The organism is Ruegeria sp. HKCCA5839, from assembly GCF_013035585.1.
Lineage (GTDB): Bacteria > Pseudomonadota > Alphaproteobacteria > Rhodobacterales > Rhodobacteraceae > Ruegeria.
Genome location: NZ_WQIE01000001.1, coordinates 1,104,008 through 1,130,683, shown reverse-complemented (window position 1 = coordinate 1,130,683; position 26,676 = coordinate 1,104,008). Strand labels below are relative to the sequence as shown.

Annotated in this window: 24 protein-coding genes; 4 read left to right on the top strand and 20 right to left on the bottom strand. The window is 56.8% G+C overall.

Going from position 1 to position 26,676, the window contains the following annotated elements; translation table 11 throughout:
- Positions 1-236: 236 nt before the first annotated feature.
- The 13 genes from GOV38_RS05560 to GOV38_RS05500 all read right to left on the bottom strand — a co-directional run bounded on the left by GOV38_RS05560 (position 237) and on the right by GOV38_RS05500 (position 14,364).
- Positions 237-2,003, bottom strand: coding sequence for a caspase family protein (locus GOV38_RS05560; protein WP_171207914.1), 1,767 nt, complete (start codon positions 2,001-2,003; stop codon positions 237-239).
- 346 nt (positions 2,004-2,349) lie between these two features.
- Positions 2,350-3,462, bottom strand: a complete 1,113-nt coding sequence (locus GOV38_RS05555) for a nucleoside hydrolase (RefSeq protein ID WP_171102403.1) — start codon at positions 3,460-3,462, stop codon at positions 2,350-2,352.
- A gap of 12 nt (positions 3,463-3,474) precedes the next feature.
- On the bottom strand, positions 3,475-4,341 hold the full coding sequence (locus GOV38_RS05550) for an ABC transporter permease (RefSeq protein WP_171128469.1): 867 nt from the start codon (positions 4,339-4,341) through the stop codon (positions 3,475-3,477).
- Positions 4,342-4,343: 2 nt separating this feature from the next.
- The gene (locus GOV38_RS05545) at positions 4,344-5,252 is read right to left on the bottom strand and encodes an ABC transporter permease (protein WP_171207913.1); all 909 of its coding nucleotides are present in this window, start codon (positions 5,250-5,252) and stop codon (positions 4,344-4,346) included.
- Positions 5,253-5,307: 55 nt separating this feature from the next.
- Positions 5,308-6,648 carry an ABC transporter substrate-binding protein gene (locus tag GOV38_RS05540; RefSeq protein ID WP_171128473.1) on the bottom strand — a complete coding sequence of 447 codons (1,341 nt, stop codon included), beginning with the start codon at positions 6,646-6,648 and terminating at the stop codon, positions 5,308-5,310.
- Between the two features lie 25 nt (positions 6,649-6,673).
- Entirely contained in the window at positions 6,674-7,717 is a 1,044-nt protein-coding gene (locus GOV38_RS22530; protein ID WP_217352061.1) for an ABC transporter ATP-binding protein, read from the bottom strand.
- Positions 7,714-9,138 carry an L-fucose/L-arabinose isomerase family protein gene (locus GOV38_RS05530; protein ID WP_171207912.1) on the bottom strand — a complete coding sequence of 475 codons (1,425 nt, stop codon included), beginning with the start codon at positions 9,136-9,138 and terminating at the stop codon, positions 7,714-7,716. The genes GOV38_RS22530 and GOV38_RS05530 overlap by 4 nt, the downstream gene beginning before the upstream one ends.
- Before the next feature lie 14 nt (positions 9,139-9,152).
- On the bottom strand, positions 9,153-9,881 hold the full coding sequence (locus GOV38_RS05525; RefSeq protein ID WP_171207911.1) for a GntR family transcriptional regulator: 729 nt from the start codon (positions 9,879-9,881) through the stop codon (positions 9,153-9,155).
- The gene (locus GOV38_RS05520; RefSeq protein ID WP_171207910.1) at positions 9,878-10,774 is read right to left on the bottom strand and encodes a tagatose 1,6-diphosphate aldolase; all 897 of its coding nucleotides are present in this window, start codon (positions 10,772-10,774) and stop codon (positions 9,878-9,880) included. The genes GOV38_RS05525 and GOV38_RS05520 overlap by 4 nt, the downstream gene beginning before the upstream one ends.
- Positions 10,771-11,793 carry a dihydroxyacetone kinase subunit DhaK gene (locus GOV38_RS05515; protein WP_171207909.1) on the bottom strand — a complete coding sequence of 341 codons (1,023 nt, stop codon included), beginning with the start codon at positions 11,791-11,793 and terminating at the stop codon, positions 10,771-10,773. Before GOV38_RS05515 ends, GOV38_RS05520 begins: the two co-directional genes overlap by 4 nt.
- Entirely contained in the window at positions 11,790-12,320 is a 531-nt protein-coding gene (locus GOV38_RS05510) for a DAK2 domain-containing protein (RefSeq protein ID WP_171207908.1), read from the bottom strand. The genes GOV38_RS05515 and GOV38_RS05510 overlap by 4 nt, the downstream gene beginning before the upstream one ends.
- Positions 12,310-13,155: a sugar phosphate isomerase/epimerase family protein gene (locus GOV38_RS05505; protein WP_171207907.1), complete on the bottom strand. Its 846-nt coding sequence runs from the start codon at positions 13,153-13,155 to the stop codon at positions 12,310-12,312. Before GOV38_RS05505 ends, GOV38_RS05510 begins: the two co-directional genes overlap by 11 nt.
- 63 nt (positions 13,156-13,218) lie before the next feature.
- Entirely contained in the window at positions 13,219-14,364 is a 1,146-nt protein-coding gene (locus GOV38_RS05500) for a nitrate/nitrite transporter (RefSeq protein ID WP_171207906.1), read from the bottom strand.
- Between the two features lie 84 nt (positions 14,365-14,448).
- Here GOV38_RS05500 and GOV38_RS05495 point away from each other — a divergent pair, with 84 nt between their 5' ends.
- From GOV38_RS05495 to GOV38_RS05485, 3 genes are read left to right on the top strand one after another with little or no spacing between them, the layout of a single operon-like run.
- Positions 14,449-15,618: a thiolase family protein gene (locus tag GOV38_RS05495; protein WP_171207905.1), complete on the top strand. Its 1,170-nt coding sequence runs from the start codon at positions 14,449-14,451 to the stop codon at positions 15,616-15,618.
- Positions 15,615-15,986, top strand: coding sequence for a Zn-ribbon domain-containing OB-fold protein (locus tag GOV38_RS05490; RefSeq protein WP_171207904.1), 372 nt, complete (start codon positions 15,615-15,617; stop codon positions 15,984-15,986). The genes GOV38_RS05495 and GOV38_RS05490 overlap by 4 nt, the downstream gene beginning before the upstream one ends.
- Positions 15,983-17,662 (top strand): acyl-CoA synthetase, encoded by a 1,680-nt coding sequence (locus GOV38_RS05485; protein WP_171207903.1) that lies wholly within the window; start codon positions 15,983-15,985, stop codon positions 17,660-17,662. Before GOV38_RS05490 ends, GOV38_RS05485 begins: the two co-directional genes overlap by 4 nt.
- A gap of 17 nt (positions 17,663-17,679) precedes the next feature.
- On the opposite strand, the gene GOV38_RS05480 is transcribed toward GOV38_RS05485, so the two are convergent.
- The 7 genes from GOV38_RS05480 to GOV38_RS05450 form a co-directional block, all read right to left on the bottom strand.
- On the bottom strand, positions 17,680-18,399 hold the full coding sequence (locus GOV38_RS05480; RefSeq protein ID WP_254430437.1) for a hypothetical protein: 720 nt from the start codon (positions 18,397-18,399) through the stop codon (positions 17,680-17,682).
- A gap of 494 nt (positions 18,400-18,893) precedes the next feature.
- Positions 18,894-19,364, bottom strand: a complete 471-nt coding sequence (locus GOV38_RS05475; RefSeq protein ID WP_171207901.1) for a helix-turn-helix domain-containing protein — start codon at positions 19,362-19,364, stop codon at positions 18,894-18,896.
- On the bottom strand, positions 19,259-19,681 hold the full coding sequence (locus GOV38_RS22525; RefSeq protein ID WP_171207900.1) for a hypothetical protein: 423 nt from the start codon (positions 19,679-19,681) through the stop codon (positions 19,259-19,261). The genes GOV38_RS05475 and GOV38_RS22525 overlap by 106 nt, the downstream gene beginning before the upstream one ends.
- 132 nt (positions 19,682-19,813) lie before the next feature.
- Positions 19,814-21,562: an adenylate/guanylate cyclase domain-containing protein gene (locus tag GOV38_RS05465; RefSeq protein ID WP_171207899.1), complete on the bottom strand. Its 1,749-nt coding sequence runs from the start codon at positions 21,560-21,562 to the stop codon at positions 19,814-19,816.
- Between the two features lie 711 nt (positions 21,563-22,273).
- Entirely contained in the window at positions 22,274-22,783 is a 510-nt protein-coding gene (locus GOV38_RS05460) for a nuclear transport factor 2 family protein (RefSeq protein ID WP_171207898.1), read from the bottom strand.
- Positions 22,784-22,843: 60 nt separating this feature from the next.
- Entirely contained in the window at positions 22,844-23,797 is a 954-nt protein-coding gene (locus GOV38_RS05455; protein ID WP_171207897.1) for an alpha/beta hydrolase, read from the bottom strand.
- A 114-nt stretch (positions 23,798-23,911) separates the two neighbouring features.
- Entirely contained in the window at positions 23,912-24,799 is an 888-nt protein-coding gene (locus tag GOV38_RS05450; RefSeq protein ID WP_171207896.1) for an AraC family transcriptional regulator, read from the bottom strand.
- A 188-nt stretch (positions 24,800-24,987) separates the two neighbouring features.
- Here GOV38_RS05450 and GOV38_RS22520 point away from each other — a divergent pair, with 188 nt between their 5' ends.
- Positions 24,988-26,145, top strand: a complete 1,158-nt coding sequence (locus tag GOV38_RS22520; protein WP_171207895.1) for an adenylate/guanylate cyclase domain-containing protein — start codon at positions 24,988-24,990, stop codon at positions 26,143-26,145.
- Positions 26,146-26,676: the final 531 nt, after the last annotated feature.

Sequence of the window (26,676 nt, the reverse complement as noted above, 5' to 3'; positions counted from 1 at the left end):
GCATTCGTTGCCGTTATAGGGACAGTACCATCAGGCGAATGCGCTCAGATCGGTGGTGCCAGAAAAATTCTGAATAGGTACTGATATGAACCGCTAAATGAAACGCCCCGGAAACGCGTGATTTGAAAGGACTAAACAGTATCGCAAAAATCAATTGGAACGAACAGGCCGATCCGATTGTTTTAGCGGCCTCACAGACACGCGCAGTTTTGCAAAGGCCATTCGGGTAGAGCCGGTCATTCTAACGTACCTTCCAACACAACAGAGCGTGCGTTCCTGCCCGAGCCATCAAACCACATGGTCGGGACAACATTGTCGATGTCCCGCCGCCCCCGGGCTTCATACTGAAATTGGGCGTATGTTTTGCTGCCTTTGCCGTGATTTCTGTTTGGCTTGGACGGCAACCAATTGGTGTAACGCACCGGTTCACCGCTAAACCAACGCCAACCGGAAATCGCGCTGTCTTCTTTAGGGTCTTTTCTGAACCCAAAATAAGGTCCTGCCTTGTAGCTGGTTCTTGTTTTGCTGTCGTACCCGACCTCGAAGAAGGCCGGGTCACTTGCGATCATTCGAACGACGAACGCGTTCTCTGCGGAAGATGTGATTGCGGCCAGATCCAAGCCGCATTGCTGCGCTTCTCTGCGCGCATTCTGGACCGTACCGGAATACATCAGCACAACGTAAAGGCTCCCACCAAAGGTTCCATAGACGCTTTTTCGAAGCCCAAGGCACTTGAGGATCTGAGTAATTTCTTCGGATTCACCCAGCTGTTCAAGCTCGGGTATGCTGTGCCGGACCGCAAAGGAGTTGCTTATGAAACTCTCATCTGTTTCGATCTGGGGCCTGAGCCCTAGGCCGAAAAGAACTGCGACATCCGCATATCCAGATTGTTCCAACCCATAGTTTGCCTGAAACGCCCTGATGCCAGCTCGAGTCCGCGGCCCGAATACACCATCAGGAACACCTACTTCAAAGCCATTGTCATTTAGGCTTTGTTGCAACTTCCTTTTCTGCGCGAGATCCGGCAAAAGCGCAGCCTCTATCGCACCCAAATGCCCGCTGTTTTTGATCCAGGCAGGTGTGATTTCAACCATTCTTTGAAGTGTTTCATAAGCCGTCGCGGCCGCGATGGGCTGGGATCTTGAAACCAAGTCCCAGCCCCTGATTGTGTTTACCTTCATTGCGGCAGCCAGCGCGCTTTCCTGTGTTACCGGCGGCTGTGAAGCCGGAGCAACAGACCCTTGTAAATCCGGCGCAGGCAACGCAACTTTTTCGATCTTTGGAACCAAAAAAATGTCTTTGCCTGGCAACGAACCGTAGACAAAGGGTTCCTGGTATCCGTCAGTGAGAGAAATTACGCGGTCGCGAACTTTGCGAAACAGTTTTCCAAGTTCCAGACCAGGTTGTTCAATGTATTCCAAAAGAGCCTGGGCATAGGGGCTATTTCGGCCGTCGCCATCCTGCGCCAGTGTTCCGCCACGGGCTGCATAACCGACTACGACACCGCCCGGCTCGACAGCAGCCAATCCGCTCCCGATCGACCGGGTAATCGAGCCCTGTTTCATATTTGCGAGAAAGGGGTTGTTGCGGCATGCGTCAACAATCACGATATTCAGAGCGGATGAACCAGCAATAGATTTTACAATAGCGTCCAGACGAATGGCTTCGAATTCCACGTCGCGGTCGCTACGCAATGCTGCATTCACTGGAATCAAATAGTTTGTGTTTTCGATTTCAATACCGTGGCCCGCGAAATACACCAATGCGACTTCTGCATCTGCTGCGGCTTTTGTGAAGTTGCGCAATGCAATTCTCATATCTGTGTAGTTCAAGTCTTTTTGCAGCGTGACCGTAAATCCAATTCGCTTCAATGCATTGGAGATATCTTGGGCATCGTTGGCTGGGTTACGCAGGTTTGGGACGTATTGATAGGCAGAATTGCCAACTACAAGCGCTACGCGCTTCCCGTTGGCTTCTGCCGCAAGTGGCGCGATCAAGATCAAACCAATCGCCAACAGGTACCAGATGTGACGGCGCCATTTGCACATAGAGATCATAATTATTGACTCAACTTTGAAACGATTAACGCCTCACCTTAGCACGAAATAAAGCCGCAACCGAAGTCAGGGTCACTTAATGCAAAGCTGATCAGAAGCTGCTATCTATTTAGATGCGCGACTTCGCTTAGGTTTACGGTTTCCGGGCAAACTGAGACTGGTTCGAATTCGTCTGACAGCAAGCTTTATTGCACAAACCCCGATCTGTTGGTCGGGCGCTGAGGTCAGACAGTTGGTTTGGTCCGAGCTCAGAGCCCTAGGGGTAGAAGGCACCCAAGGCGTTTCTCTGATGTCAAGCGGATCTGCCTTTCGCGAGGGAGCGGTAGAAATCTTCAAAAATCGCATCCCGCGCCACGTCATAGGCCTCGAGCATCAGGTGGCGCGACGGGTCATTCTGCCAATAGAGTTCGGCGTTCAGATGTGGCGAGTTTGTCAGATGGGTCGGCACATAAGCAGCATCGAGCATCCAGGCCACATTGATGATGTCCCAGATCACCCATGTTTTCGTGTCCGGCTCGGATATCGCGTATTTCACATGCAAGGGGTTGTTGGTGTAAAGATGCCATAAGTAATCGCCGATTGCTCCGCGACCTTTGACAAAAGCCTCCATTTCCGGCTTGGAAATCGTCAGCTGTGCGCCGACATGGTAGCCTGGTAAGTACACATGCGGCACGCCACACTCGAACAGCAATCGCGACGACAGCTGATCTTGCACGAGGTTCAATGACGGTTCATTGCAAAACGGCGCATAGCTGGGAAAGCCTGAGGTCCAGACCACAACGATATTGTCGATGATGTCCGGCGCCATTAGCAGGGCGGAGCCGATGTTTGGCAATGCTCCCATGGCGAGGACATAGACCGGCCCGTCTTCGCGGTTACGTGCCTGTTTGATGATGAATTGGGCCGCATCCGAATCCACCGGCGCGTCATAGGACGGCAAATGCTGTGTCGAGCCATGGAACACTCGGCCTTCGGAGGCGACACCACAGGCGTCAAAAACGCGTAGGATTTCATCATAAGAACGCGCTTCGCCTACATCCGGCGTTACAAATTCAATGTCATCCGCCGTGCGTCCATCAGCCAGCAATCGCTGCGCCCATCCTGCGAAGGGGCCTACAAATTTGCTGTCATGGTCTGTCCCACTTCCCTGTTGCAAGGCAGCGACAGCATCATAAAGACCATCGCGATGGTGCAGGAATGAATAGGGCGCGGCTGTGACACCTTCGAGGTTCAGGCGATCTTGCGACAACAGCGCCCAGGCCACGGCGTATTGATCATCGATCTCGTTGGCGGTGTCGGTGTCGATGATAACGCGTGGCATCGCACCCGGTCGATCCAGCCGGGTTTTCATCAACTCGGGGTCCAGAGGGGTGAACCGTTCTACGGCCTCATTCAAAGTCATCATGTCTTTGCCTTTCTAGTTGCCGAAGCCTTTGCCAAATGCCTCTTCTTTGATGAACCGCTCGGTCACGACCAAAAGAATGATGCCGGGGACGGTCACAACCAATGTGATGCCAGCTGCGGACGCATCCAACGTCCCGCCCGCGATCTTTGAGAAAAGCAATGTGGGCAAGGTAATGATTTTGCCCTGACCCATGAAAAAGGTCAGAAGGAAGATGTTTGTAGATACCAGAAACGTGAACAGCGCACCGGCAACAACGCCCGGCAACAGCATGGGCAGTGTCACCATGCGCAGGATCTGCCAGCGCGATGCGCCCAAGATCATTGCCTGTTCCTCGAAGTCACGGCCCAGCCCCTGATAAACAGCGGTGAGCATGCGGATCATATAAGGGATGGTCGGGATCAGGTGGACAATGATGATCCCCGTATAGGTCCCGGCCAGTCCGATCTGGATAAAGATCATCAGCAGCGCGATGCCAATGGCCGCCTCGGGCACGATGAGAGGCATGGAGAGGAAGAACTCAAAAGCTGGTTTGCCGCGGAAGCTTTCACGTGCCAAAACGCGCGCTGCGGGCAGGCAGATGATCAGACAGATTACCGTTACCGCGCATCCGATGAAGACGGTGTTCAGCGTAGCTTCCCACACCTGGCTATAGGGCGAGATCACGTAATCCCAGGCCAGGGGCAGCACGGATTTCTCACGTTGCTCCAGCCACCATGTGCTTGGCAGCAGATCAGGCCAGGCCCAGCGGAACGCAAAGCTTTGGATGATCAGCGGGATGAACGGGCCCAGTATGAACCCCGCTACCAACCATAAATAGACCTTCTGAAACGGTGAAAGCCGTTCGCTAAGCGCAGTGGCATTTGCGTTCCGACGCGCCATCTTCACTGCCTCCCGATGCGGCGTTCATAGCGCCGGTAGATCGCAAGATAGCTATAGAGGATGCCACCTGCGATCAGGGCGATGGACACAACTGTAGCCATCCCCTGCAACTGCAGTGTGTAATCCGCGTCGTTAAAGTATCGCCAGGCGACCACCGGCAACGTGTCAGGAAAGCCGCCGCCAAGAATGAACGGCGCTTCAAAGGCCCCGATGTTGAAGGCAAAGATGATGAGCGTTGATGAAATGATGCCTGGCAGGATTTGCGGCAGCGTCACCAAGAAGAAGATCTGCCGCTTGTTGGCACCCAGGATCGCTGCGGCCTCTTCCGTCTCGCGCCCGACGCCCAACAGAACGGCGTAGATGGTCAGGGCAACGAACGGTGTCTGTTTCCAGACATAGACGGCGATAATACCCCACCCCATATGCGTCTTCAGGATCTGCGGAAACTGCGCCGGGTCGTCGATCAGACCTGCAAAAGCCATCAACCGCGACAGCATCCCGCCGTTGCCCAACATGATCACAGCTAGAGCAATGCCGACAGTGTAGGGGATCATCAGCGGGAGTTTATAGAGGTATTTATACAGCGTTTTGGACGGAAAGGTTCGCACCAGCGCAAGCGCCAGCAGAATGCCCAGGATCAGCGAAAGAATGGTCGCCGCAACGGCATAGTAAAGCGTCAGCCAGAGAGATTGCCAAAACGAGGCCTGACTCCAAAGTGCGCCGAAATAGGAAAAATCCGGAAAGGTGTTCACACCAAACCAGGGCGCAAAGCCCAGCGATTGCATCACGCCAAGCACAAGGGCGCCGCAAAACAGCACCGTCAGGACAAGCACAACCGGCAGCAATTGCAACAGCATCAGCCGCCGTTCCCGACGCAGCCGTGCCAGCTCATTTGGTGCGGAATCACCCATTCTCAAATCCTTGTTCGAGCCCCCCGCTTGCGAAGGGGGCTCTGTTTGGGTGTTCTTAGTTCAGGTTTGCAACTGCGCGTTCCACGATCACGTCGATCGGGTCGGTGCTTTTGCGCTCGATGTATTCCAGCCAAGTGGCTTCGATAACATCAACCAGCGTTGCGTTGGTGTCGGGCGCGGTGTTTGCGTCCAACTCTTGCTGAGTGATGCCGACAAAACCCGGTGACGCCGCGGTCAGTTTGGCAACGTCCTCTTCGGACAGACGCCACGGATCGATACCAGGTGGCATACCGGCAACTTCAAGCTTGGAGGCCTGAGCTTCGACCGAGGCCATGTAGTTGGCCATGACCAGCGCGGCGGCGGGGTTCGGCGCGTTCGCGGGAATGACAAGATAGTTCTTGTTCTTGATCATATTGCCCTCGGGGAAGATGAACTGCTCCGCCCCTTCAGGGTAGGTTCCATCCCGCAAACCGATTGCGACACCGTAAAGGCCGAACTGGCACGAGAAATCAATCTCACCGTTCAGGAACAAGCCATTCAGGGCCGACGGGTCTTCGGGATATCTTGCACCGCTTCCTGACGCGCCCAGTAGCAATCCGTCCAGCTCTTTCAGGTACTCCATGCCCGGTGTGATCAACCGCGCCAATTCTGCAGCGCCGAGATCGTCAATCGAGTTCTGGAACGGAACCGCGCCATTGCCGTCCGGGTTATGGGCATAGATCGCGGCCTGAACGAAGGTGTTGCCGATGAAATGGGGCGGTTTGACATAGGCGAACTTGCCAGGATTGGCTTCAAGATAGCCTTTCAGATCCGCAAACGTGCTCGGTATGTCTTCTTTCGCGACCCGCGCAGTATTGACCGAGCACACATATTGCTGGCCTGACCAGGGCATCTCGGATGCGTTGGTTTCGACACCAAAGTCGCGCAGGTTCAGCAATGCACGTGGATCATCGGCATTCCATTCGATGTTCGCGCTGTTGGGAAGCTTGTCGGCAAAAGCGCCAAACAGAGCGTTCTGGCGTTTGAGCGTGGCAAAGTTTTCACCGTTCACCCAGATCGCGTCAACGCTGCCTTCGCCCAGACCTTTGCCAGAGCCGAGCTCGGCCAGAACCAAATCAACAGCGTCCTTGGTGCCGGTTATGCGAACAGGGTTGAGCTTGACACCCTCTGCCTCAAGCCCCGGCGCGGCAAAGCGATCCATCCAGATGTTGATCTGATCGCTGCCACCCCAATAGTAGAGGTTGATTTCGCCCTCTTCCTTGGCGCGGGCCTGAATTTCCTCCCAGGTCGCTGAGCCGGATGTCACGGCATCACGGAAAGCCTCGACATCCTGCGCATAAGACGCACTCGTCACCAACCCTCCAAGCAGGGATAACGTAAGAAGTGTTTTCTTCATGGTCTCCTCCTCTGATTTCTTTCCACTAGTCGTTTTTCTGAATGACCCAGATCCGCTCGGGCGGGATGGTCAGCCAGACGTCTTGCCCGACGTCGATAACGCGGCGGGATTGTTCTGTGACCTGAACCGTCTCGTGGCCGCAGGTGACCCCGTAGGTGATGTTGGCGCCAAAGAAATCTCGGGTCGCGATGGTGCCCCGAAAAACGTTTTGCACATCCGTTGGTTCGTCCAGATGCAGGTCGATCGCCTCGCTTCGTAGCATCACCGAGCGCGTGCCATTCTGCGACGGGGCGTCAAAGGTCAACGCGCCAAAATCCAGCGTTGCGGTCTTGTCGTTGATCTGCGCCGAAAAGACGTTTGTGGCCCCCATGAAATCGGCAACCTCAACGCTTTTGGGGTGTTTGTACAAGGTATCTGGCTCGTCAAACTGGGCGAGATTGCCGTTGAAGATCACGGCCACCCGGTCAGCAAGTTCCATAGCTTCTATCTGATCGTGGGTTACAAAGATCGTGGTGATTCCCAGCCTCTGCTGCAGGTTTCGAATAAAGCGTCGCATCTCGCCGCGCAGTTTGGTGTCGAGATTTGCCAGCGGTTCGTCCATCATCAGGACAGAGGGGTTGGTGATCAACGTACGCGCGATGGCCACGCGCTGCATCTGTCCGCCCGATAGCTGCGCGGGAAACCGATGGCGAAATTGTTGAAGTTGTACGACATCGAGAATTTGCTCCAGCCGGTCTTCGGCCTCGGCCTTGTCGGTACCGCGTACCTTGAGCCCGAAAAGAATGTTCTTTTCCACGGACATATGAGGGAACAGCGCATAGCGCTGGAAAACCATGCCGACATTGCGGTTTTGCACCGGCACTTCTGAAACGTCCTTGCCGTCAAAGCAAATCTGGCCGCTTGTCGGAATTTCCAGCCCGGCAATCATCCGCAGCGTTGTGGTCTTGCCGCAGCCTGACGGGCCTAACAGGGCCACAAGCTCTCCGGACGCGATGTCGAGATCGATATGGGAGATCGCGGTGAAATTGCCATAGTCCTTGCGGACTCCTTTGAGGTGAACAGCCGTCACAGGCCAGCTCCTTGTGGCAGCCCGTCATGGGACGGTATGATCGGCAACAAGGACATCCCGCACCATTGGGCAAACTCCTCGAAAACGGCGCGGTGGCGACCGGGAACAAGGATAAAGTGATGTTCCAGTCCGTGTTCCATAACCGTTGTCACGATGTCACGCGCTGACCAGGCGCCCTTTGCGTCAGAAAAATCTCCGATCCAACCGCGACACCCGGTAAAGCCCGGGGATGGGCCTTCGGCAACTGCACCTTCCAGCACAAAACGCGCCGTGCCGTGGCGCGAGACGCGCAGGATCGTACAATCGCCATGGGCAAACTCGTAATCCGCGATAGCACCGTGAATTGGCCCGGCCTCGGTGCCGCGTCCGATCATCGGATGGTTGATCCACGCAACCGCTTTGTCCGCCATATACAGCGGCCCACCGCCGCCATGCCACATCAAGATCTGATCGCGGTCGAAATCGGGTGAGGTCATGTCCAGCAAACAGCCCACGCGACCAGTCAGAGACTTGGCCACCAGCTGCGTGACAGCGCCCAGAACATCGCCCTCTGACGCGATTGGCAGCGCATCGTTTTCCTCAAGCCAACTGAATGCCGCACCGGGATGCATTCCGGGATGATCCTGCAAGGCGGGCCAGTCGGACACCGTCAACGCATCATAGCCACCCTCTACCGCGATCTGCCGCAAGGCCAGAACCGCGCGGGCAGTCAGGACCATCTGGTCATCAGAAACGCCGCGCACCTCTGCGGCTCTGGTCATGGCTGACAGCTCGGCGGCCACATCCACATCGGATTGAGTGGCCATCAGGTCGGTCATGCGGTGGATATCCACATGCTCGGTCCAGACGCCAAGCTGACGGAGCAATGTGTCGGATGACACCTCCATATTGTAGAAGGTCATGGCCAGTCCTCCGACGACCCCGATCCGCACACCGTCCAGCGCCTTGCGCGCGGTAAGCGCGCGGATGGTTTGGCTCATCCGCTGTCCCAGGTGTTCTTCGTCGGGCGCGCCCAGATACCACTGCACCGGGAATTGGCGGGTGTCCCGCACACCGCGCAGGATCGACATCGACATGTTCAGCGATACAAAATTGTTAAGCTGTATATCCTCGGTCAGCGTTGGTTCGGGCGTGGCCCAGACACCCATGGGCAGGTTTTCCCGCGCCACTTCTCGCACTACGTCACCCATGGTGAAACCACCGTGCAAAAGCAGCAGAAAATCCGCGCCTTTTGCACGCAACTCATCCACCGCACCGCGGGCTTCGACCCCATTCATCGGAACTGTTTCGGCAACCACGACTGAGGCGTCGTAGGAGGCGGCAAGTCTACTTAGCCAATCAGAGCAAGCCTCGAACACACCGTGCTTGACGGGGAAGTAGCTTGGTAGAGACGCGTTGATTAATCCAATCGTCAGCGACATGAGTATCGCCCTTCCTACGCGGTCTGGCGCGGGGCGGCCCCGGCCAGATCAAAACTGATGGGTCCCTGACGGAACACCTGATCAAAGAAAACCGGCGCCCCGTCGGCGTCAAAGGCAGTGCAGGCCTGCGACAGAATTGGGGTACCGGCGGGTATGTTCAGAAGTTCGGCAATTTCCGGTTCGGCAAGCAGGCTGTCCAACGTCTCGCACGCGCTGGTCCAGGCCAGTTCGAACACTTGCTGCAAAATTCTGAGAATGGATTGGCTCTGCCCGGTTTCCGGAAAATGATCGGCTGAGATATGCGGCACCAACCGGCTGGGGATCCATGTCTGGGTCAGCATACCGGGCACATCATCGATGGTGCGTAGCCGTTCAACCAGGACCAGCGGTTCATTGAAGAACTCGTTGACGGCGGCTGGCACTGTCTTAGCCTGGACCTCAAGGCGCAGCAGCCGTGCCCCAGGCACACGGCCTTCGCGCAGAACCTTGTCGGTAAAAGACACAAGGCAGGTCGAGGTCGGTGGCGACAAGGTCGCTACGTTGTATCCGCTGCCTTGGCGCGATGTGAGATAGCCGTCGCGCACCAGAATTTCCAAAGCCTTGCGGATAGTGACCCGGCTGACGCCAAAGGCAGTTGACAGCTCGCTTTCGGTGGGCAGACGCATTCCAATTGCATATTGCCCGGTCTGAAGCCGGTTCAGAATTTCATGATGAACCTGCTTGTATTTGGCCACCTCCATCATGTCAGCGCATCCTTCAAGGCATCCAACCGTTCGCGGCCGGTTGACTGCATCCATCGGGCCATCGCAGCAGGGCCTTCAGCGCCAAAAATGTCGATTGCATCGCTCCAGATAGCGCGCCCGCACATAAAGCCGTTTGCATTGACCCCCGCTTTGCGTGACAGGGCCAATGCATCGCGGAATTGTTCGAACGTGACCCCGGCGCTGAGGTAAAGGAGCGGGATGTCGCCCGCCGCCCCAGCGGCTTCGCGGAAGGCAGTCATGGCTTCGGCTTCGGACATGGTGGAGCCGACTTTGGCGATGTTGATGGGAATTTCGACCTTCAGGACATCAATATTGAATTCTGGAGCGGCAAAAGTGCGGGTGGCCGATCCGACTAGCGCCGGTTTGGCGATCGCATATTCGGCAGAGCTGCTGTCGGGAATGGCGCGATCATAGACGAGCGGTTCGAACAGAAATGTCACCCCGTGTTCGCGACATGCGGCCCCGATCTGCGCCACCAGCTCCTGCTTGCGCTGATTCAGCTCCGCCGGATCGTTCGGCCCGTAGTAGAGAAAAAACTTCAGTATCTCGGCACCCAGAACCGGATAGTCGGCAACGCTCAGATTGTCCGGCAGTTTGGTCATCCGGTCGTCGTCTGAGATGTGGTACACGTCCGCCTCATAGGCCAGCATTCTGATGCAGTTTGTGTCAAAGGACGGCAACAGCTCTCGGCCCAGCGAGGCATCAACCAGCATGGTGGTGGCAAACGGGCTGAGCGTTTCAACTGTGATACGTTTGAAATCCAGCAAATCATCCGGACGCGCTTGTGAACCGCGCGCCTTGCGCAGGGCGGCCTCGAGCCCGCTGCCCTGATCAACGGCAACACCATAAACAGGACCATCAAAGATGCTCATGTGGCCTCCATCCTGATCTGCGGGAAAAACGGCGTGTCGGAGGGTGCCAGCCAGTACCGCAACATATCCTCAGTGGGTTCCAAGAAGGAAATCGAGAACCCGCCCATTTCCTGGGTTGTGACATAGCTGCCGATCATCGGCGCAATCGCGCGGATGCCGTGTTCGGCCAGCGCGGTGCGGGTTTCCTCCCAAACGGTCAGCTGCTCCATCATTGTGGTGCCACCCATTCCGTTGACGATCACGCAAACCTTTGCGCCCCTTTGCATGGGGCGGTCGGCCAGCAGAGCGTCAACCATCTGCCGGACCAGATCGCGCACGGGGCCTGTTTTGACACGCCCAACCCCCGGTTCACCGTGAACACCCATACCGAGGAAAATTTCGTCGTCAGGCAGTTCGAACATGGGTTTCCCCGTCAGGGGTGACACCGGCGGTGTGATCGCCGCTGCAAGCGTCACAAGCCGCTCGCGCACGGCTTTGCCCAGGGTCATCAATGCCTCAAGCGACTGGCCTTCCTCGGCCGCTGCCCCAAGGATCTTGTAGATGAACATCGTCCCCGGCGCACCGCGCCGGTCCTGTTTGCGCTCTGGCGGTGCGGCGGAAATGTCGTCATACATTGGTAGGGGAAGGGTCTGGACGCCCAAATCCTGTGCCATCATCGTGGCTGCGCGCCCGTTGATCATGTCACCGGAATGCTGCGATATCAGGAGGATCGAGCCCGCCGCGCCGGTCACTTCGGAAATCCCGTCAAGGATCAGATCTGCCGAAGGCGCTGCAAAAACATCTCCAACGATATTGGCGTCCAGCAGCCCGGCGCCGACAAAGCCCATGGCAATCGGCTCATGTCCCGAGCCGTTGCCGATCAACAACGTGACTTTCTCATCGGCGTTCTTGCGGTTCGCAGATCCGCGAATGATCACGCGGGGATCGCTCTGGCCGCGTTGCACTTGGGGAAATGCGCTGACAAAGCCGTCCAGCATATCCTCGACCATCGTCTCTGGGGTGTTGAACAGCTTTTTCATGGCGACACCTCCGCAAGGGTCTCCAGAAAAATCACCACCGAGGCAGCGCCGGGATCCATATGCCCGCGCCCTGCATTCTCGACATATTGCGCGCGGCCCCTACGGGCGGACATGTCCACGGTTGCGTCGCGCCCCTTCGTCGCGGCAGAGATCATGGCTGCCACTCCGCTGTGCTGCGCGGCAAGCGCCGGGGACAGGGCGTCGACCATGCTTTTGTCGCCCGGTGCCACGTCCCCCAAATCGCAGATACGGTCGCATGCTCGTGTCAGGTTCAGGGGTGCACCTGTGTCCAGGTGCGTTTCTATTTCAAGCAAGATCAGACCGAACAAAGTGCCCGATGCCCCGCCCGAGGCGCGCATGAAGGCTTTTGCGCGTTTGCCATCTTCTGCCGTCGTTGCCTTTGTCAGGCCACGCAGCATGGTTGTCCCGTGATCGCCATCCCCTATGGCAGCGTCCAGCGTGTTGAGATGGTCGGCTTCACGGGTATAGCGGGCCTGCAGCAGTTGAACGAAACGGTCAGCTGACATCGCCAAAGACCTTCTTCAAATAGGCCAACGTTTCCACGGCAGCGCGTGTTGGGTCGGGCTCGATATCGCGCCAGATGTTGAGATCGCGGCTTGACGCATGTCCGGCCATCACGAACATCTCGGCCACGATACAGCCTTTGTAACCGATATCTTTCAATGCCTTGGCATCAGCGGGGAAATCATAGCGGCCCAAGCCCGGCTGCCCCCGGTCATTGTCCGACACATGATAGTGCACCAGCGTATCACCGGCCGCGCGGATTGCTGCAGGTGGGTCTTTCTCTTCGATATTCATGTGGAAACTGTCGAGCAGCACACCGATGTGATCCGATCCTGTCGCGCGAGCAATTGCGCAGGTCTCTGCCGCTGTCGAGGTCAGGTCGCTTTCGAACCGGTTGAGCGCTTCGATCCCAAGGTAAACGCCCTCGGCTTCCAGAACCGGAGCGACACGCGCCAAAGTCTCCGCTGACCGAGACGCGCGGGCGGGTTTGTTGGCGGGGTCGAAAACACCCCAAGGTGCGGCGACCACGCCGGCGAGGCTTTTGGATCCCAATCGCGCGGTTGTCCGGATCGCATCGCTCAGCACAGCTACTGCGTTTTCACGGATGGCCGGATCTTCTGAGGTCGGGTCCGTATCGGGCCCGAGGCCGGTTGAACATGTTACGGTCAACCCACACTCGATGGCCTTTGACCGGATCTTGTCAGCCCGATCAAGCCCGACGCCAAGCAGCGAGAGTTCGACAATGTCATAGCCGATTTGAGCAACAGTTTCGAAGATCGGGTCCGGATCGTCGGTCCAGGCCTTCATCCACAATCCCGAATGGATACCGAACTTCACGCCAACTCCCCCCAACCGTTGCAATCACATTAGTAGTAACAAATTGATTATGTCAACAGATCGCTAGCCTGGATCTGTTGCGGGCAGCCGTGTGATCAGCAGAAGGCTGAGAAACAAAAAACCGATGCAGGCCTGAAGGGTCAGCCGCATATCACCGCTCTGGTCGTACAGCCATCCCGCGCCCCATGGCCCCAGCAAGCCGGCAACGCCCCATCCGGTAAAAACCCAGCCAAACGCGCTCGAAAACGCCGGGGCTGGAACGCGTGCGGATACCAACAACGGTGTTTGTGCGGCGATCTGGCCATATGACAGCGCCACCAGAAAAATCAGCACCGTCATCATCATCTCTGACACGCCAGGCACCAGTAATGCGGACAATGCCGCCATCGAAAGCAGCACGGCACCGACAAAGCCGTGCAACGGTCCAAAACGGGTTGCCACACCGGCAGCCGAAAGACGCCCCAGAGTATTGCCTGCGGCAACACCGAAAACTGCCATTCCCGCAGTATGTGTGCCGGAAGGCAGCAGTTTCGGGGCAAGGCCCAGAACAATCAGGCCAGCGCAGGAACCGGTGGCGAAGATAGCCCAAAGCAAAAGGATCACGCGGTTTGGTTTGATGACCTCTGACCGCACGGTTGTGCGGATCGCGTTGGTGTCCAATGCGGGTTTCGTCACTGACGAAACCGCAGCGATTAGAACCATGCACCCCAATACAGGCAATAGCGCGCCGAGCGACCAGCCAAGCCCGATCAGCCAGACACTCATCGGGCCAAAGACAACTCCGCCCAATCCGAACGCGGCGACGCTGACGGGAACAAGGAGCGTTGGCAGGCGCGAAGCTGCAGCAACACCCAGTGCGTGATTGTAAAGCGCCCCCGCAGCAAACCCAAAGCCGATGCCATAACCCAGCACAAACACCTCAAAAGCCTGCGCCCGCGCAGACAGCAGCAGACTTGCAACTGCCAGGCCCGAAATAGCAGGCAGGCATGCACGTGCTGGCAGTTTGGCTAACAGGGCAGGGCCAATCAGAACACCAAACGTAAAGCTGACCAGCGCAAACGAGAACACCATGGATGCGGAGGCGTTGCCGACGTCAAACGCGTTTTGAACAGCGGGCAAAAGGCCGGACCAGCCGTAAAGACTGCCACCGCCAAAACATCCCAATACCGGCAGGGCCTGGCTAAGCCAATGGACATTCCGAGTCGTCAACGCTCGGCCCTTTCAACAATTTGCTATTACAGACTTGTATGAACAAATTTACTGAGTCAATCTCCCTCCGGGGAGGATCGCCTATTGGTACTGGTCATCGGTGCAGCATTGACGCCTTTCAACCGGCGGCGCGACGGGTCTGGCTTTCGGGATTGGGCTGCGCAGGCGTTCAGCGATGCACTTGTGATGGCCGGTTTGGAGCCCGGCGATATTGACGCGCTGATTGTTTCTTCGGAAAGCGATTTTTTTACGCTTCAACTTAACCCGGCTTCTGTGATTGCCCAGGATATTGGTCTTTGCGGTGCAGAGACGTTGCGGGTTGAAGGTGGGGGCGGTTCGGGTCAATACGCGGTTCATGTAGGTGTCGAACGCATCCTGTCTGGACGGGCGCAGAGGGTTGCTGTCATGGGCGTAGATCCGTCAGCCAGTGTGCTGGACGGTGACAGCATTCGCGAGCTCTATGGCTATTCTTTCGATTTCTGGACCGATGGCCTTTCGGGTATCACCGCAACTGGCCTTTATGCCCTGTCCTGGCAGGCCTTTGCGGCCGAATATGGTGCAGCAGGGACCGATCTGGACCGCGTCGCCACCAAAAACCGTTGCAACGCCTGTGAGAATCCCGGCGCGCATCTTCCTAGAAAGCATACGGCGGAGGAATTTGAAGCCTCTCGAGTGATTGCATCCCCGTACAAACGCCTGCATTGCTCGCCCCTTAGCGACGGGGCGGCTGCGCTGATCCTGTCCGCGCGCGAAGCAGCACCTGCCGTGCGACAAACCCGTGCGCCTGCGATCACCGGCATTGGTGCGGCATCCGATCTGCCCGGCTTGGGTCATCGCAAATCTCTGTGTCGTTTCGAAGCCAAATCACTCGCGGCGAAGCGCGCCTATGAAATGGCGGGTATCAGCGCCTCGGCGATTGACCTTGCAGAGGTTTATGACGCCTATGCAGGTGCTGAGTTACAAGCGATTGCGGCGCTCGGCCTGTCCGCTGATCCGGTTGCCGCTTTGCGGGAAGGTCGGTTTGATGCGGATGGCGCCTGTCCCATCAATCTGTCCGGTGGTCTGATCGGGCAAGGTGCGCCGGTTGGGGCAACGGGGGTCGGACAAGCCGCCACCTGTGCGTTGCTGCTGGAAGGCCGATACCACAAGGGTCTGCAGCCAGAACGTCCGCTCGGCCACGCGTTGGCCGATACACATGGCGGCGTCGGTACAAGCTGCGCCGTAACTGTGCTGCGGGCAGGGGGGCAGGCATGAAGCATCAGGTTTCACTTGATTATTCCCTGGCCGAAGGATGGCTTGCGCCGTGGATCGAAGGGTTGCGGCAGGGCAAAGCCATCGCATCGCATTGCAAAACATGCGGCGGCGCACAATTTCCGCCTCTTCGTGTTTGCCCCGATTGCCGAACACCTTCGGACGGCTGGGTCACACTGTCCGGCCGGGCTGCGATCCAATGGCGCACCACGGGCGCGGATGGCGACTTTGCCGTGGCCAAATTTGAGGGCGCACATGGTGCAACGGTGCTGCGCAGTGCGCACCTACCGCCCGATGCGACGCACGGGCGTCTGCGCGCGTGCCCAGAAGGCCCGCCCATCCTGCAGCTTGAACCGGAGCCGGACCTATGAGCGACTATCTTGAATCCCTTGATCCGGAGCAGTTGGCTGCCCTTCATCTGGCACCAACCAAAGATGGTGGATACAAGATCACCTGGCCGGCGGATTACAACATATATCGCGCGACAGTTGGCCGTTTTCTGGGGCCCAGAGACCGGGACCGGACTGCGATCATTTACGAAGCCCCCGATGGCACGACCTCAAGAATGAGCTTTGCCGAGGTCGACGCGGCCGCTACGGGCCTCGCTGCCGCGCTAAGCGACCTGGGGTATGGCAAGGACGACCCGGTAGCGTTGCACACGGGTCAGCACCCAGACACAGCGATTGGACATATGGCAATTGCCAAAATCGGCGCGATCGCGGTGACGTTATCTCAGCTTTACGGGCCGGATACATTGGCCCATGCGCTGAATGATTGCCGGGCCGGCGTGATCCTGACCAGCCGATCCGCGTGGGAGCCTTTGCGCGATGAATCCTTTCCGCATCTGACCCATGTGTTCATGCGAGATCCGGGCGCTAACGACATTGATCTGGATGAAGCAATGCACGATGTGCCCGATACGTTTGAACCGGATTTCGGCGGCGCGGATGATCCTGCGTTGCTGATGTACACCTCCGGTTCGACCGGCAAACCCAAGGGGATCATGCACGGTCACCGGGTTCTTGCTGCCTATACCCCGTCGATCAACCTCTTCTTCAACCTCTCTCTGGACGACCCTGATGCCGTTTTCTGGTCGCCCTCTGATTGGGCCTGGGTTGGCGGTCTTCTGGATATGCTGTTTCCTGCCTGGATGGCCGGGCGTCCTGTGGCCACGTCACTAGAACGGTTTACGGCCAAATACGCTTATGAATTCATGGCCCGCCATAAAGTCACGCATACATTTCTGGCCCCGACAGCAATCAAACGGCTGGCGCAGCATCCAACGCCCAGAGAAGAATATGAACTGGCCCTGCGCGTGATCTGCACCGGTGGCGAAGCGCTGGCGTCAGAGACCCTCGCCTGGGCGGAAACCCGGCTGGGAGTGGTCTGTAACGAGTTCTATGGCATGACCGAGGTCAATCATCTGATCGGAAATTGCGCTGCGCTTTTTGAGCGCAAGCCGGGGTCGATGGGCCGCGCCTATCCCGGCCATCATGTCCTGCTTGTGGACGGCGACGGACAGGCAGTGGCGGATGGCGAGCCCGGCGAAGTTGTAACCCCGCTTGGTTCACCGACCCAGTTTCTTGGCTATTTCAACAACATGGAAAAGACCCAGGAGATGAAGCTTGGGGCTTACTGGCGCGCACATGATCTCGCCGTGCGCGATGCCGAGGGCTATTTCTGGTACAAGGGGCGTTCAGACGATTTGATTAAGTCTTCGGGCTTTCGGATCGGACCCGCCGAAATCGAAGAATGCCTTCTTTCTCATCCCGGCGTGGCCGAGGTTGCTGTGATCGCCAAACCTGACCCCGACCGCGGGTCCATTGTCAAAGCAGTGGTAAAGCCCCGTGCGAATGTCACGGCCGATGAGGGGCTGGCAGAGGCGTTGAAAGAGCACGTGAAAACCCGCCTTGCGGGTTACAAAGCGCCTCGCGAGGTTGAGTTTGTCGACGAATTCAAGATGACATCTTCTGGTAAAATTAGCCGTCGCGCTTTGCGCGAGGCTGAACAGGCGTCAGCAAAAACCAACCGCCTTGATACGGAATAGCACCCAGCGGTGTTTCTCTATTGCGGGGCTTCCTGCGCGATCTCTAAGGCAAGCTGCAGCGCTACCTCAAAAGTAGCAGTGTTTGCGCGGGCAAGCTCTGCCTGACTGTGATCGGGCAGCGGATCCAGGAAGGTGCGCCCGTCTGCCAGCAAATCCCACGTGCAAAGCAAGGCAAGGCTGGCGCACCCATATCGCGTGGCAACGGCGGCCACGGCGCTGGCTTCCATATCCACCGTTTGCAAACCTTCTTTTGCCCAAGCGGAACAGATCTCGTCGCTTTGCGCAAACAGGCTGGGCCAGGTGACGTGTGAGGTGTTCAGCGCTGTGCAACCGGCCGCGCGCAGCAGCGTTTCCGCCCGCGCGCACCACTTGGCATCGAAATCGACTTCGTTCCCGGCGCCGTAGTACTGAGAGACACCATCGCGTGCCGCCGCGCTGCGAGGAACCGTCACAGCGCCCGCTGGAATTCCGGGGGTCATTACTCCGCAGGTTCCAATCTGAATGATCAGGGCTGTGCCAAGTTGCGCAAAAATCTGGCTGGGCTCGACGGCCCGAGCTGCACCATATGCACAGCAATACGCCACGCGCGCCTCTCCGAAACTACCAGTGAAAATATCAGGAAACGGTAGCTCCTGAACGTCGTTAAGCCGTGCTAGTCGAGTCTCGCATGCCTGAGCGCGCCACCAGGTCCCCTCAAGGATTAAAACATGTGGAACATCCTCGGCTGAGAGACCCAAAGCGTTTTCCCAAACTGACCTGTCAAAATCCAAAATCGCCAAATTTCGGAACCTCGCTGTCAAACTTGTTCGATTTTTTCAAAAGAGCTTTACCGCGAAATGGTAACGACACAACCAATATCCGATTTCGAAGTATTGCTGGTCAAATGCACAAGCAGGTTGTCCAAGCAAGAGCGGCCACACATTCGTGCCATGTGGTGTTGTCGGCGTAAAAACCGATCCAGATTGCTTCTGGGATCCCGTGGAGCCGATTTCAGAACCTTCGATCCTGCTCAGAATGGAAATGACACTTGGATGAGGTTTCCGTTGATGGATCAGACGATACCAACCTTGCTAACCCATGAATGGAAACTCAGGTCATCCAACTGACACCAAAGGGAAAAATCGCCACCGCTGATGAAAGGGCTTTTTAAAGCTTTTCTCGGTCAGCTCGTCAGCTTGAATGCAAAGTCTTCCGTCAGCGAAAAGACATTTTCGTCAACTCCATGCTCTTTTTAGTGCCTTTGACGAAAGTCCTTTGGGCTAACTCCGAAGCGTTGCTTGAAAGAGCGGCTGAAATGGGCAGCACTGGAAAATCCGTGAGCAAATGCGACCTGTGTGAGAGTTGTTTCGCTGGTAGGTGATTTAATAAGTACGTTTGAAACTGCATCAAGCCTTTTGGCCATCAGCCTTGTCCGAAAGGTGTCAGGTTCCTCGGCAAAAAGGTGGTGAAGATAGCGAACTGATATCCCAACGATGCCCGCAATGTCAGAGGGACCCAGATCTGGATTGTGCAGGTGCCGGTTCATCACGCTGTCGATCCTTGCCAGCAGCGCCTCACGTGGCGAAGGTGCACTGCGACCGTTTTGGGCGAGCAGACCTACTTCCTCGACAAGCGTTGTTCCGAGCCGGGAAAATGTCGCTTCGTCCAAGCCGTCGAGCAGCGAAGCCAGCGACAGGATCCTGTCGCGTAGCAGCGTCCCCATCCGCCAGACACATCCATAGCACCAATTTCCAGCGCGTCTGATCCTGTGACGTCGCGGAGCAGTTCCCTTTTGATGAACAGCGTGGTTTTGCTGATCGGGCCTTCTGCCGAAAACCGGCAGGGTAATGACGCGTCCCAAATCATCATATCCCCGGCCGCCAAAGTGACAGTCTTGTCAGCTTGCTCAACGTGTTCGCGGCCATGTCTTAGTGCCAGCAGACCGAAATAAGCGTCATCACCCTTTCCGATCTCGCGACGATTGCGGCTGCCGTGACATGGGTCACAGGCGCAATCTACAATCGAAAAACCCGTGCCCATAGTCGAACCACATTGGATCTCGGCATTGGGCAGTCCAGTGCCGAAGACCACAACAATGCGACTTCTGCTGAGCTTTGTGGGTCTACCAGCGTCCAGGTTCGATAAGCGAACGCTGAAAAGGCAAATCGGGAATCAAGGATAACCCATGTCCTCGACCATCTGCGAAATGCTCGACCAGGGCTCGGTCTCCGCGCCTTTTCCCAGGGACTGCCTTATCATTGATGCGCTGAACATCGGCAACGTCTCTTTTGCGCGCTCAATCAGCTTTTGCGCAGTGGCATGGTCTCCGCGCCGCGCCGCCGAAAGCGCAGCTACTGCGGGAGGATGCCATACCTTGTCGTTTGCGAGCATCGCTTCACGTGATCTCTCTTCTGCGGCCTCGAGGTCGCCTTCACCACCACGGCAAACCAGCCCGGCTGCTTCAGTTGTCAGAAAGGCCCAAATCACCGGATCGTGCGGGCTCAAGCGTCGGGCTTTTTCCTCATGTGCAATCGTTGCATCCCAATCTGCCAAACCCAGCGATGCGATGCCCCGGGCGTGATGCAACACCGCATGATTGTCGTTCAGCGCAAGGCCGTTATCCGCCGCGATCACGGCTTCTTTCATGCGCCCTGTCGCGCCATGTAAGAGAGCGATTGCGCAGTAAGCCTCTTCCTCGCGTCGATCAATGTCGAGCGCTGACTGGGCCAATTCCAGCCCCTCGGCCATCGTAGCGGCTGGGTCTTTTACGACACCAAGCCGAAGCAAGAAATACCTTTGTCGCGCCAAAAGTGCCTTTGGCAGGGCGAAGCCCGGATCTGCTTTGATGGCCGCTTCAAATATCGGGTCCGACTCCGTCATTGCCTCGGGTGTGGCACGCGCAAATATCGCGTAGGCGCGTTGACAGAGTTCCCACGCTGAAAGGCTGTGGGTCGGTGCGCGCCGGGCGAGCATACGCTCATGGGCACCGATCTCGGGTTCGACGCCTGTAACGATGGCACCGGTGAGTTGATCGAGAATGTCGAACAGATCGTCTGCGGGCCGGTCCCAGTGGTTGGCCCAAACCTGTTCTTCGTCGCTCGCGCCGATCAATCGCGCGGACACGCGCAAACGGTTCCCGCCGCGGCGAACCGACCCCTCGACAACGTATTTTGCACCAAGTTTTTTCCCGAGTTCCGAGCCGTTCTGGTCTTTAGAATACACAGCGCGAACCGAGCTTGGAGAAATAACGACCAGCCGTCGAAAACGCCCCAGCGCAGCAGTGACGTCCTCGACCAATGCTGATGCAAGAAATTGTTGATCCGGGTCGTCAGTGTTGATTTCGAAAGGCAGCACGGCAACGCTGGGGACGTCGCGGCTGGTCTGTGAGGCGGGCAGGGGGTCGGCACCATCTACATTTACGCACCAGACTTCTACGGGATTTGGAATATTCTTAACGGATTGCAGCCCCAGCGACGTGATGGCAGTATCTATGCGTCCTTCGACCTGATCCCGCACTTGGCGCGAGATACAAATGCCACCAACCGGTGACAAACTCTCAAGCCGGGCTGCTATGTTCACGGCGTCACCCAGCACGTCGTCGCCATCGATCACCACATCGCCAAGGTTTATGCCAACACGAAACCTCAGGCGGTGCTCTTCTGGTTCCACGGCTTGCCGTGTTCGCATACCATCCTGCACTTTGAGGGCAGCACGTAGTGCGGCCACTGGCGAGGCAAATTCGACCAGAAACCCGTCACCCATTGTCTTCACGACCCGCCCTTGGTGTTCAGAAATTGCGGGATCTATCACCTCGGCTCTGGCGTCCCTCAACCGTTGAATCACGCCCTCTTCGTCTTCCGCCATAAGGCGCGAATATCCAGCGATATCCGCGGCCAATATTGTCGTTAATCGTCGTTTCATCGGAATTCTGACGCGACCTCGGTTCCGTGATTGTCGAAGCGTAGCTTAGGATGCAGATCAAGAACAAGAGGCTGCGCCTGGCTCGATCCAAGAGGTCTTGTCGGAAGGTCTTCGCTCAAGCGGGGCAGGCGGTGACGTGGCGTTTGCCAATGGCAAGACCCACCTCATTTGAATGGATCAATACCAGCCCTGAGATCATCTGCCTGACGGCGATGCGCTATACCCGGTTTCCGCTTTCATTTCGGAACATGGCAGATCAGTTCCATGAATGCGGTTTCGATGCCAGCTACGAAGCAGTCTGGTATCGGTCGAACAGGTTCGGCTCGATGTGTATTTCGGAGTCAGAAGGCAGCGGTTGCAATAAGTAAGCACCTCTTCGAAATGGAAGCGGCATGTTGATAAGGACTTGGTGAAGGCGAATAGCTGGCGACACTTTCTTTGGCGCGGTCGATCACCAGAATATCGACCTGGCCAAGGCGGTTTCAATCTTCTCGAAAGCCACCGCAACGGAGCCGGGTTCGGAAACATCCAATTGCGCGGCTTGGACGCCATATCCTATCTCATCAGCCGCTTCCCGCCCCTTTGCCAGATCGCGCGCACATCAGTACCGTTGATCCGTGGTCTTGGGCCAATTGGTGTGAAACCTCTTTTCCAATTCCGCGGTTGGCTTCGGTCACGAGTGCGATGCGCTGACCGGTGATGCTCCTTCCTTTAATTCGCCTCGGTGGCGCGCTGGCCAGCAAGAGCGACCAGACTACGATCTCCAGTCTCCCAAAGTGTGGTCATGGTCATCGACGTGACGCGCCAGCGGTCATCTGATTTCACAAGCTCATAGTCATAACGACCACCCAGCACCCACAATCCATCGTCAAGACGATGGGTTGCCGTGAAATCAGCCTGCGCTCTGGCCGATGAATCGGACAATGATGTGACCGTATGATTGGTTACCATATGATGGTTCGAGTCGAACCCGGGCAGAAAAGCAGACCATCCCGCCACAAGCTCGTCAGCGGGCTGCTTGACCGGGTCACCGCCCCATAGGCTGGTGTAATCCGTCGTGACAGTATCGGCAAACGCACCGCGCACTCGGGTCCAGTCGTGGCGGTCTGCGCCTGCTGCGATATCGGTGATCGCAGTCGAAATACTTGCGGGTTGTTCAGCGAAGGCAGCGGTTCCGATCACGGATACAGCAGCAAGTGTGGAAGTAAGCTCTTTGCGCATGAGGTTGCTCCGAATATGTCAGGGGGGACGCCGAATGATCATTCGGCGTCCAAATGGGGCTTAGTTATTCAAGCCGACGCGGAAGTGGTCGGCGATGGTATCTGCTGCGCGAGCGACATCCTCGGGGTTGTCGTAGAAATCGAACTGCGTGACGTCTTCCAGCCATTGCGCTGTCGCCTCGCCTGCGAAGCCAGCAAGGAAGGTCTGAACGCCTTGCGGGATCGCCGCGCTTTCCGAGTGCACGATAGCAAGCGGTTTGTCCAAACGCTGCGGATTGTCGGCAGGGTGATAGGTCAGCCAACCCTCCCAGCCCGCATTGTTCCACTTGTCATCATATTCCGGGATCGCCCCACGGTCGGCCTCATAGTAATATCCACCGATCGGCATCAGCACACCTTCGGCACCTTCGGGACCTGCGGCAGGGATGATCTGACCCCCTGCGGCTTCGGCCGCGTGGGACACCTCGATCAACCCGGCGACACCTTCTGCGCCGCCATAGACGGCCTCGACGATCTCTTGATTCTGCAGCCAGGGCGCAATCAGACCCAACCGCTGGACTAACGGGTTGCCGGAAACTGCATCGACCATGTACCCGGCCGAGGCGCAAATCCCCAGACCGTTGATGTGATCAGCGTCCACTTCGGGCAGGGTCGCAATAAATGCGATTGCCGCTTTGATGTCAGATGTCTTTGCTTCGGGGCTTTCAACAAATCGCACTTTGTTTGGCAAATCGCCTGATTTGCCCCAGCCGCGGAAATCAAAGGTGAAGGCGGCAAAGCCGCGTTCGGCCATCTCGCGCGCGTAGTTGGCGGGCATCTGTTCCTGAACCGATGTCCAGGCGCCTGTCACAACAACCGTGGGCAGCGGTTCTGATCCGCGCTCTTCGGGCAAGTACAACGTGCCGGACAACGTGGCGCCTTTGTTTTCGAAGGTTACGGTGCGGGTTTCAACCTGCGCAACAGCAGCTGTGGAGGCCATCAACGCTGCGGCGGTGTTCAGGGCGAGGGTGTTCATAGCGGTATCTCCCAAAGTTCTGTCTGGATGGGCACGAGCCCGATGACATCTGAGATACGCTGTCGGCGGCAGGGATACTTGCACCGGACTGCTGCGTTTTTGAAAGATCCTGCTTTACCCAGCTTTTGCAGCGCGGAATGCGCGCGGGGTCTGGCCCACCACCTGTTTGAAACTGCGCGTGAAATGCGCCTGGTCCGAAAATCCGCATGCCAGGGCGATATCGCCCAGTGGGCGGGCGGGATCATCCATCATCTTCATCGCCTGTTCGACCCGGTAAGCCATAACATATTGCATGGGGGTCGAGCCCAGCGTCTCTTTGAAAACGCGCGCAAAATGCGAGGGGCTCATGCCCGCCTCAGAGGCCAGTTGATCGACAGTGACAGTTTGATCCAAATGGTTCTGAACATAGGCTAGCACCCGTTGATAGTGCTGAGCCGTAAAGCGCGCAGACAGCTCAACCTCTTCAGCTCGGCGTTTGCCGTATTTCTGCAGAAGTTTGACCAAAAACACCCGGCTCATGGCTTCGAACATCACCGCTGAGGACATATCGTCCGTTGCCAGCGCATCGCGAAGGATAACGCCTGCGGCACATAAGTCGGGATCGGAAAACTGCGGCTGATCGTGAAACTGCTCCGGAGCTAGGAGCATGCCAAGTTCAGACTGCGCGAAGTGTCGGACTTTGTCCGGATGCAATGTAATCACGATCACGTCGGATCGCCCGTACCAGCGCCAACCGGACCGCATGCCTGCCGGGGTCACGATGACCTCGTCCTTGCAAAAGGTGAAATCCCGCAGTGTCCCATCCCGCCAATTCTGAACGCGATGTCCCTTTTCCTGCAGGTTCAGAAGAACATGATGTTCCGTAAACACCTCTTCCGGCATCCGGTCAGGTTCGGCCCGAAAATACCGCACCGACATCAGGCCCGCCGCTGAAGGGCGCTGCATCGCATCACTGTTCAGCAACGGTTCCGAAGGATAGATATCAGCATATCTTAGGGGCAATGAGCGGCTCCGGCTGGCAACATAGACAGATTTGCAGGTCTTGGCTGTGCAGACAACATTGGATACTGGTGCCAACAGATACCGGGTCAAACACCTTGCTGGCGTTTTAGGTGGTCGATATCCAACGTGGCTGGTCGAACGCCAATGGCAGTTAAAGTATCGTCGCGGATCAAGAATGTGAGACTACAGTGACCGAGACTGATCACCTGAACCACTGGTTGATTTCCGATGGTCGCCTGCTGGGCGACGAGAGGCTGATTGTCAAAGGCTATTGCGAAGGATTGACCGCTCTGGGCGTGCCCTTGGCCCGCGCACGGATCGCTCAGAACTACTCCAACCCTTTGCTCAGCGCATGGGGGATCATATGGACCCCAGAAGAAACCCGCCGATACACGGTGCCGACCACGGTTTTGTCGACCGGTGCCTGGCACGGCAGCCCTTTCGAATATGTGGTCACGCAGCGGCGACCGTTGCGCAAACGTTTGATTGATCTGGACCTTCGGACAGAACATCCCATCTACACCGAGCTGGTCGAAACCGGTGCCACCGATTTTCTGGCCATCCCGCTGGAACACGGCAACGGGTCGGTTCAGGGCACCAGTTTCACCTCGAATGCGGATGCAGGGTTTTCGGATGAGCACATCGGATTCATTGAAAACACGCGATACGCACTTGCTGCTGCTTTGGAACCCATTGCGATGCGTCATTCGCAAAAGAGCCTTCTTCAAACCTATCTGGGCCACGGTCCTGCCGAAGAAGTCGGCCAGGGGCATATCAAGCGCGGAGAGCACAGAACAGTTTCCGCCGCTATCCTATTTGCAGATTTGCGTGGCTTTACTGAGAAAGCCTCTTCCTGGTCCGAAGACGACTTGCTTAGCATGATGGGAGAGTACTTTGAGATGGTGGTAACACCCATCCAGAATAACGGGGGTGACGTTCTCAAATTCATGGGAGACGGCATACTTGCTGTTTTCAATGTCGATGATAACGCGGAAGCCTCATGCAGATCTGCGGTGCAGGCGGCAGAACAAGCTCTGGCCAACCTAAGCGATTACAATGAAACCGCCGCAGACAAGGGAACCGAGGCAATAGAATTTGTAATCGGCATCGATTTCGGCCGAGTTACCTTTGGCAACATCGGCAGCCCTGATCGCTTGGACTTCACCGTCGTCGGTCAAGCTGTGAACGTGGCAAGTCGTATTCAGGACCTGTGTAAGAAACTCGACGAAAAGATACTGGTAACACAGAGCGTTGCAGAGCGGATGACACGAAAAATGCAGTCAGCCGGCTATCATTCCATTCGCGGATTGTCCCATGAGATCGAGGCTTTCAAGCTCCAAGACTGACTGTTCCGAAGTTAGTTGCTCGGCGAACCGGGTTGGTTTTGTTTTGCCAATCACAAGGCTTCATCCTTTGCTCTGTCAGGCAGCGATGTTTGCGCGTTCCTTGATTTGACCAGACATCAGGGCAGTGATACGCATCAACTTCGAAATGTAGAACTCTGATTTCGCAAGCGTTTTTTTGGTTTCAATGTCCTTCCGTGTCGGCGTCTATTTCGGACGCGACAAAGCCATTTTGCTGGCGTGGGTATGGACTGGAGAAAGGCATTCGCAACGCCGCTTGCGTTACAGCCAACGCGCCACGGAATCGAACAATAAGATGAGGCTAACTCTCTCGTGGTTTGTTTGGAAACTGATCATAAGCCTCAGAAGATGAACAGTTTTCAATGATGCTCAAGACTTGCCCAGTTTCTCGAGAAGCTTTTCCGAGAGTGCTTCTCCAACGAGCCGAGCGGCGCGGGACAAGGGGCGACGCGCATCAACCGAAACGCTGATGGATTGCGGACGAAGAGCGGTATCCCATATGATGCTGCCGCT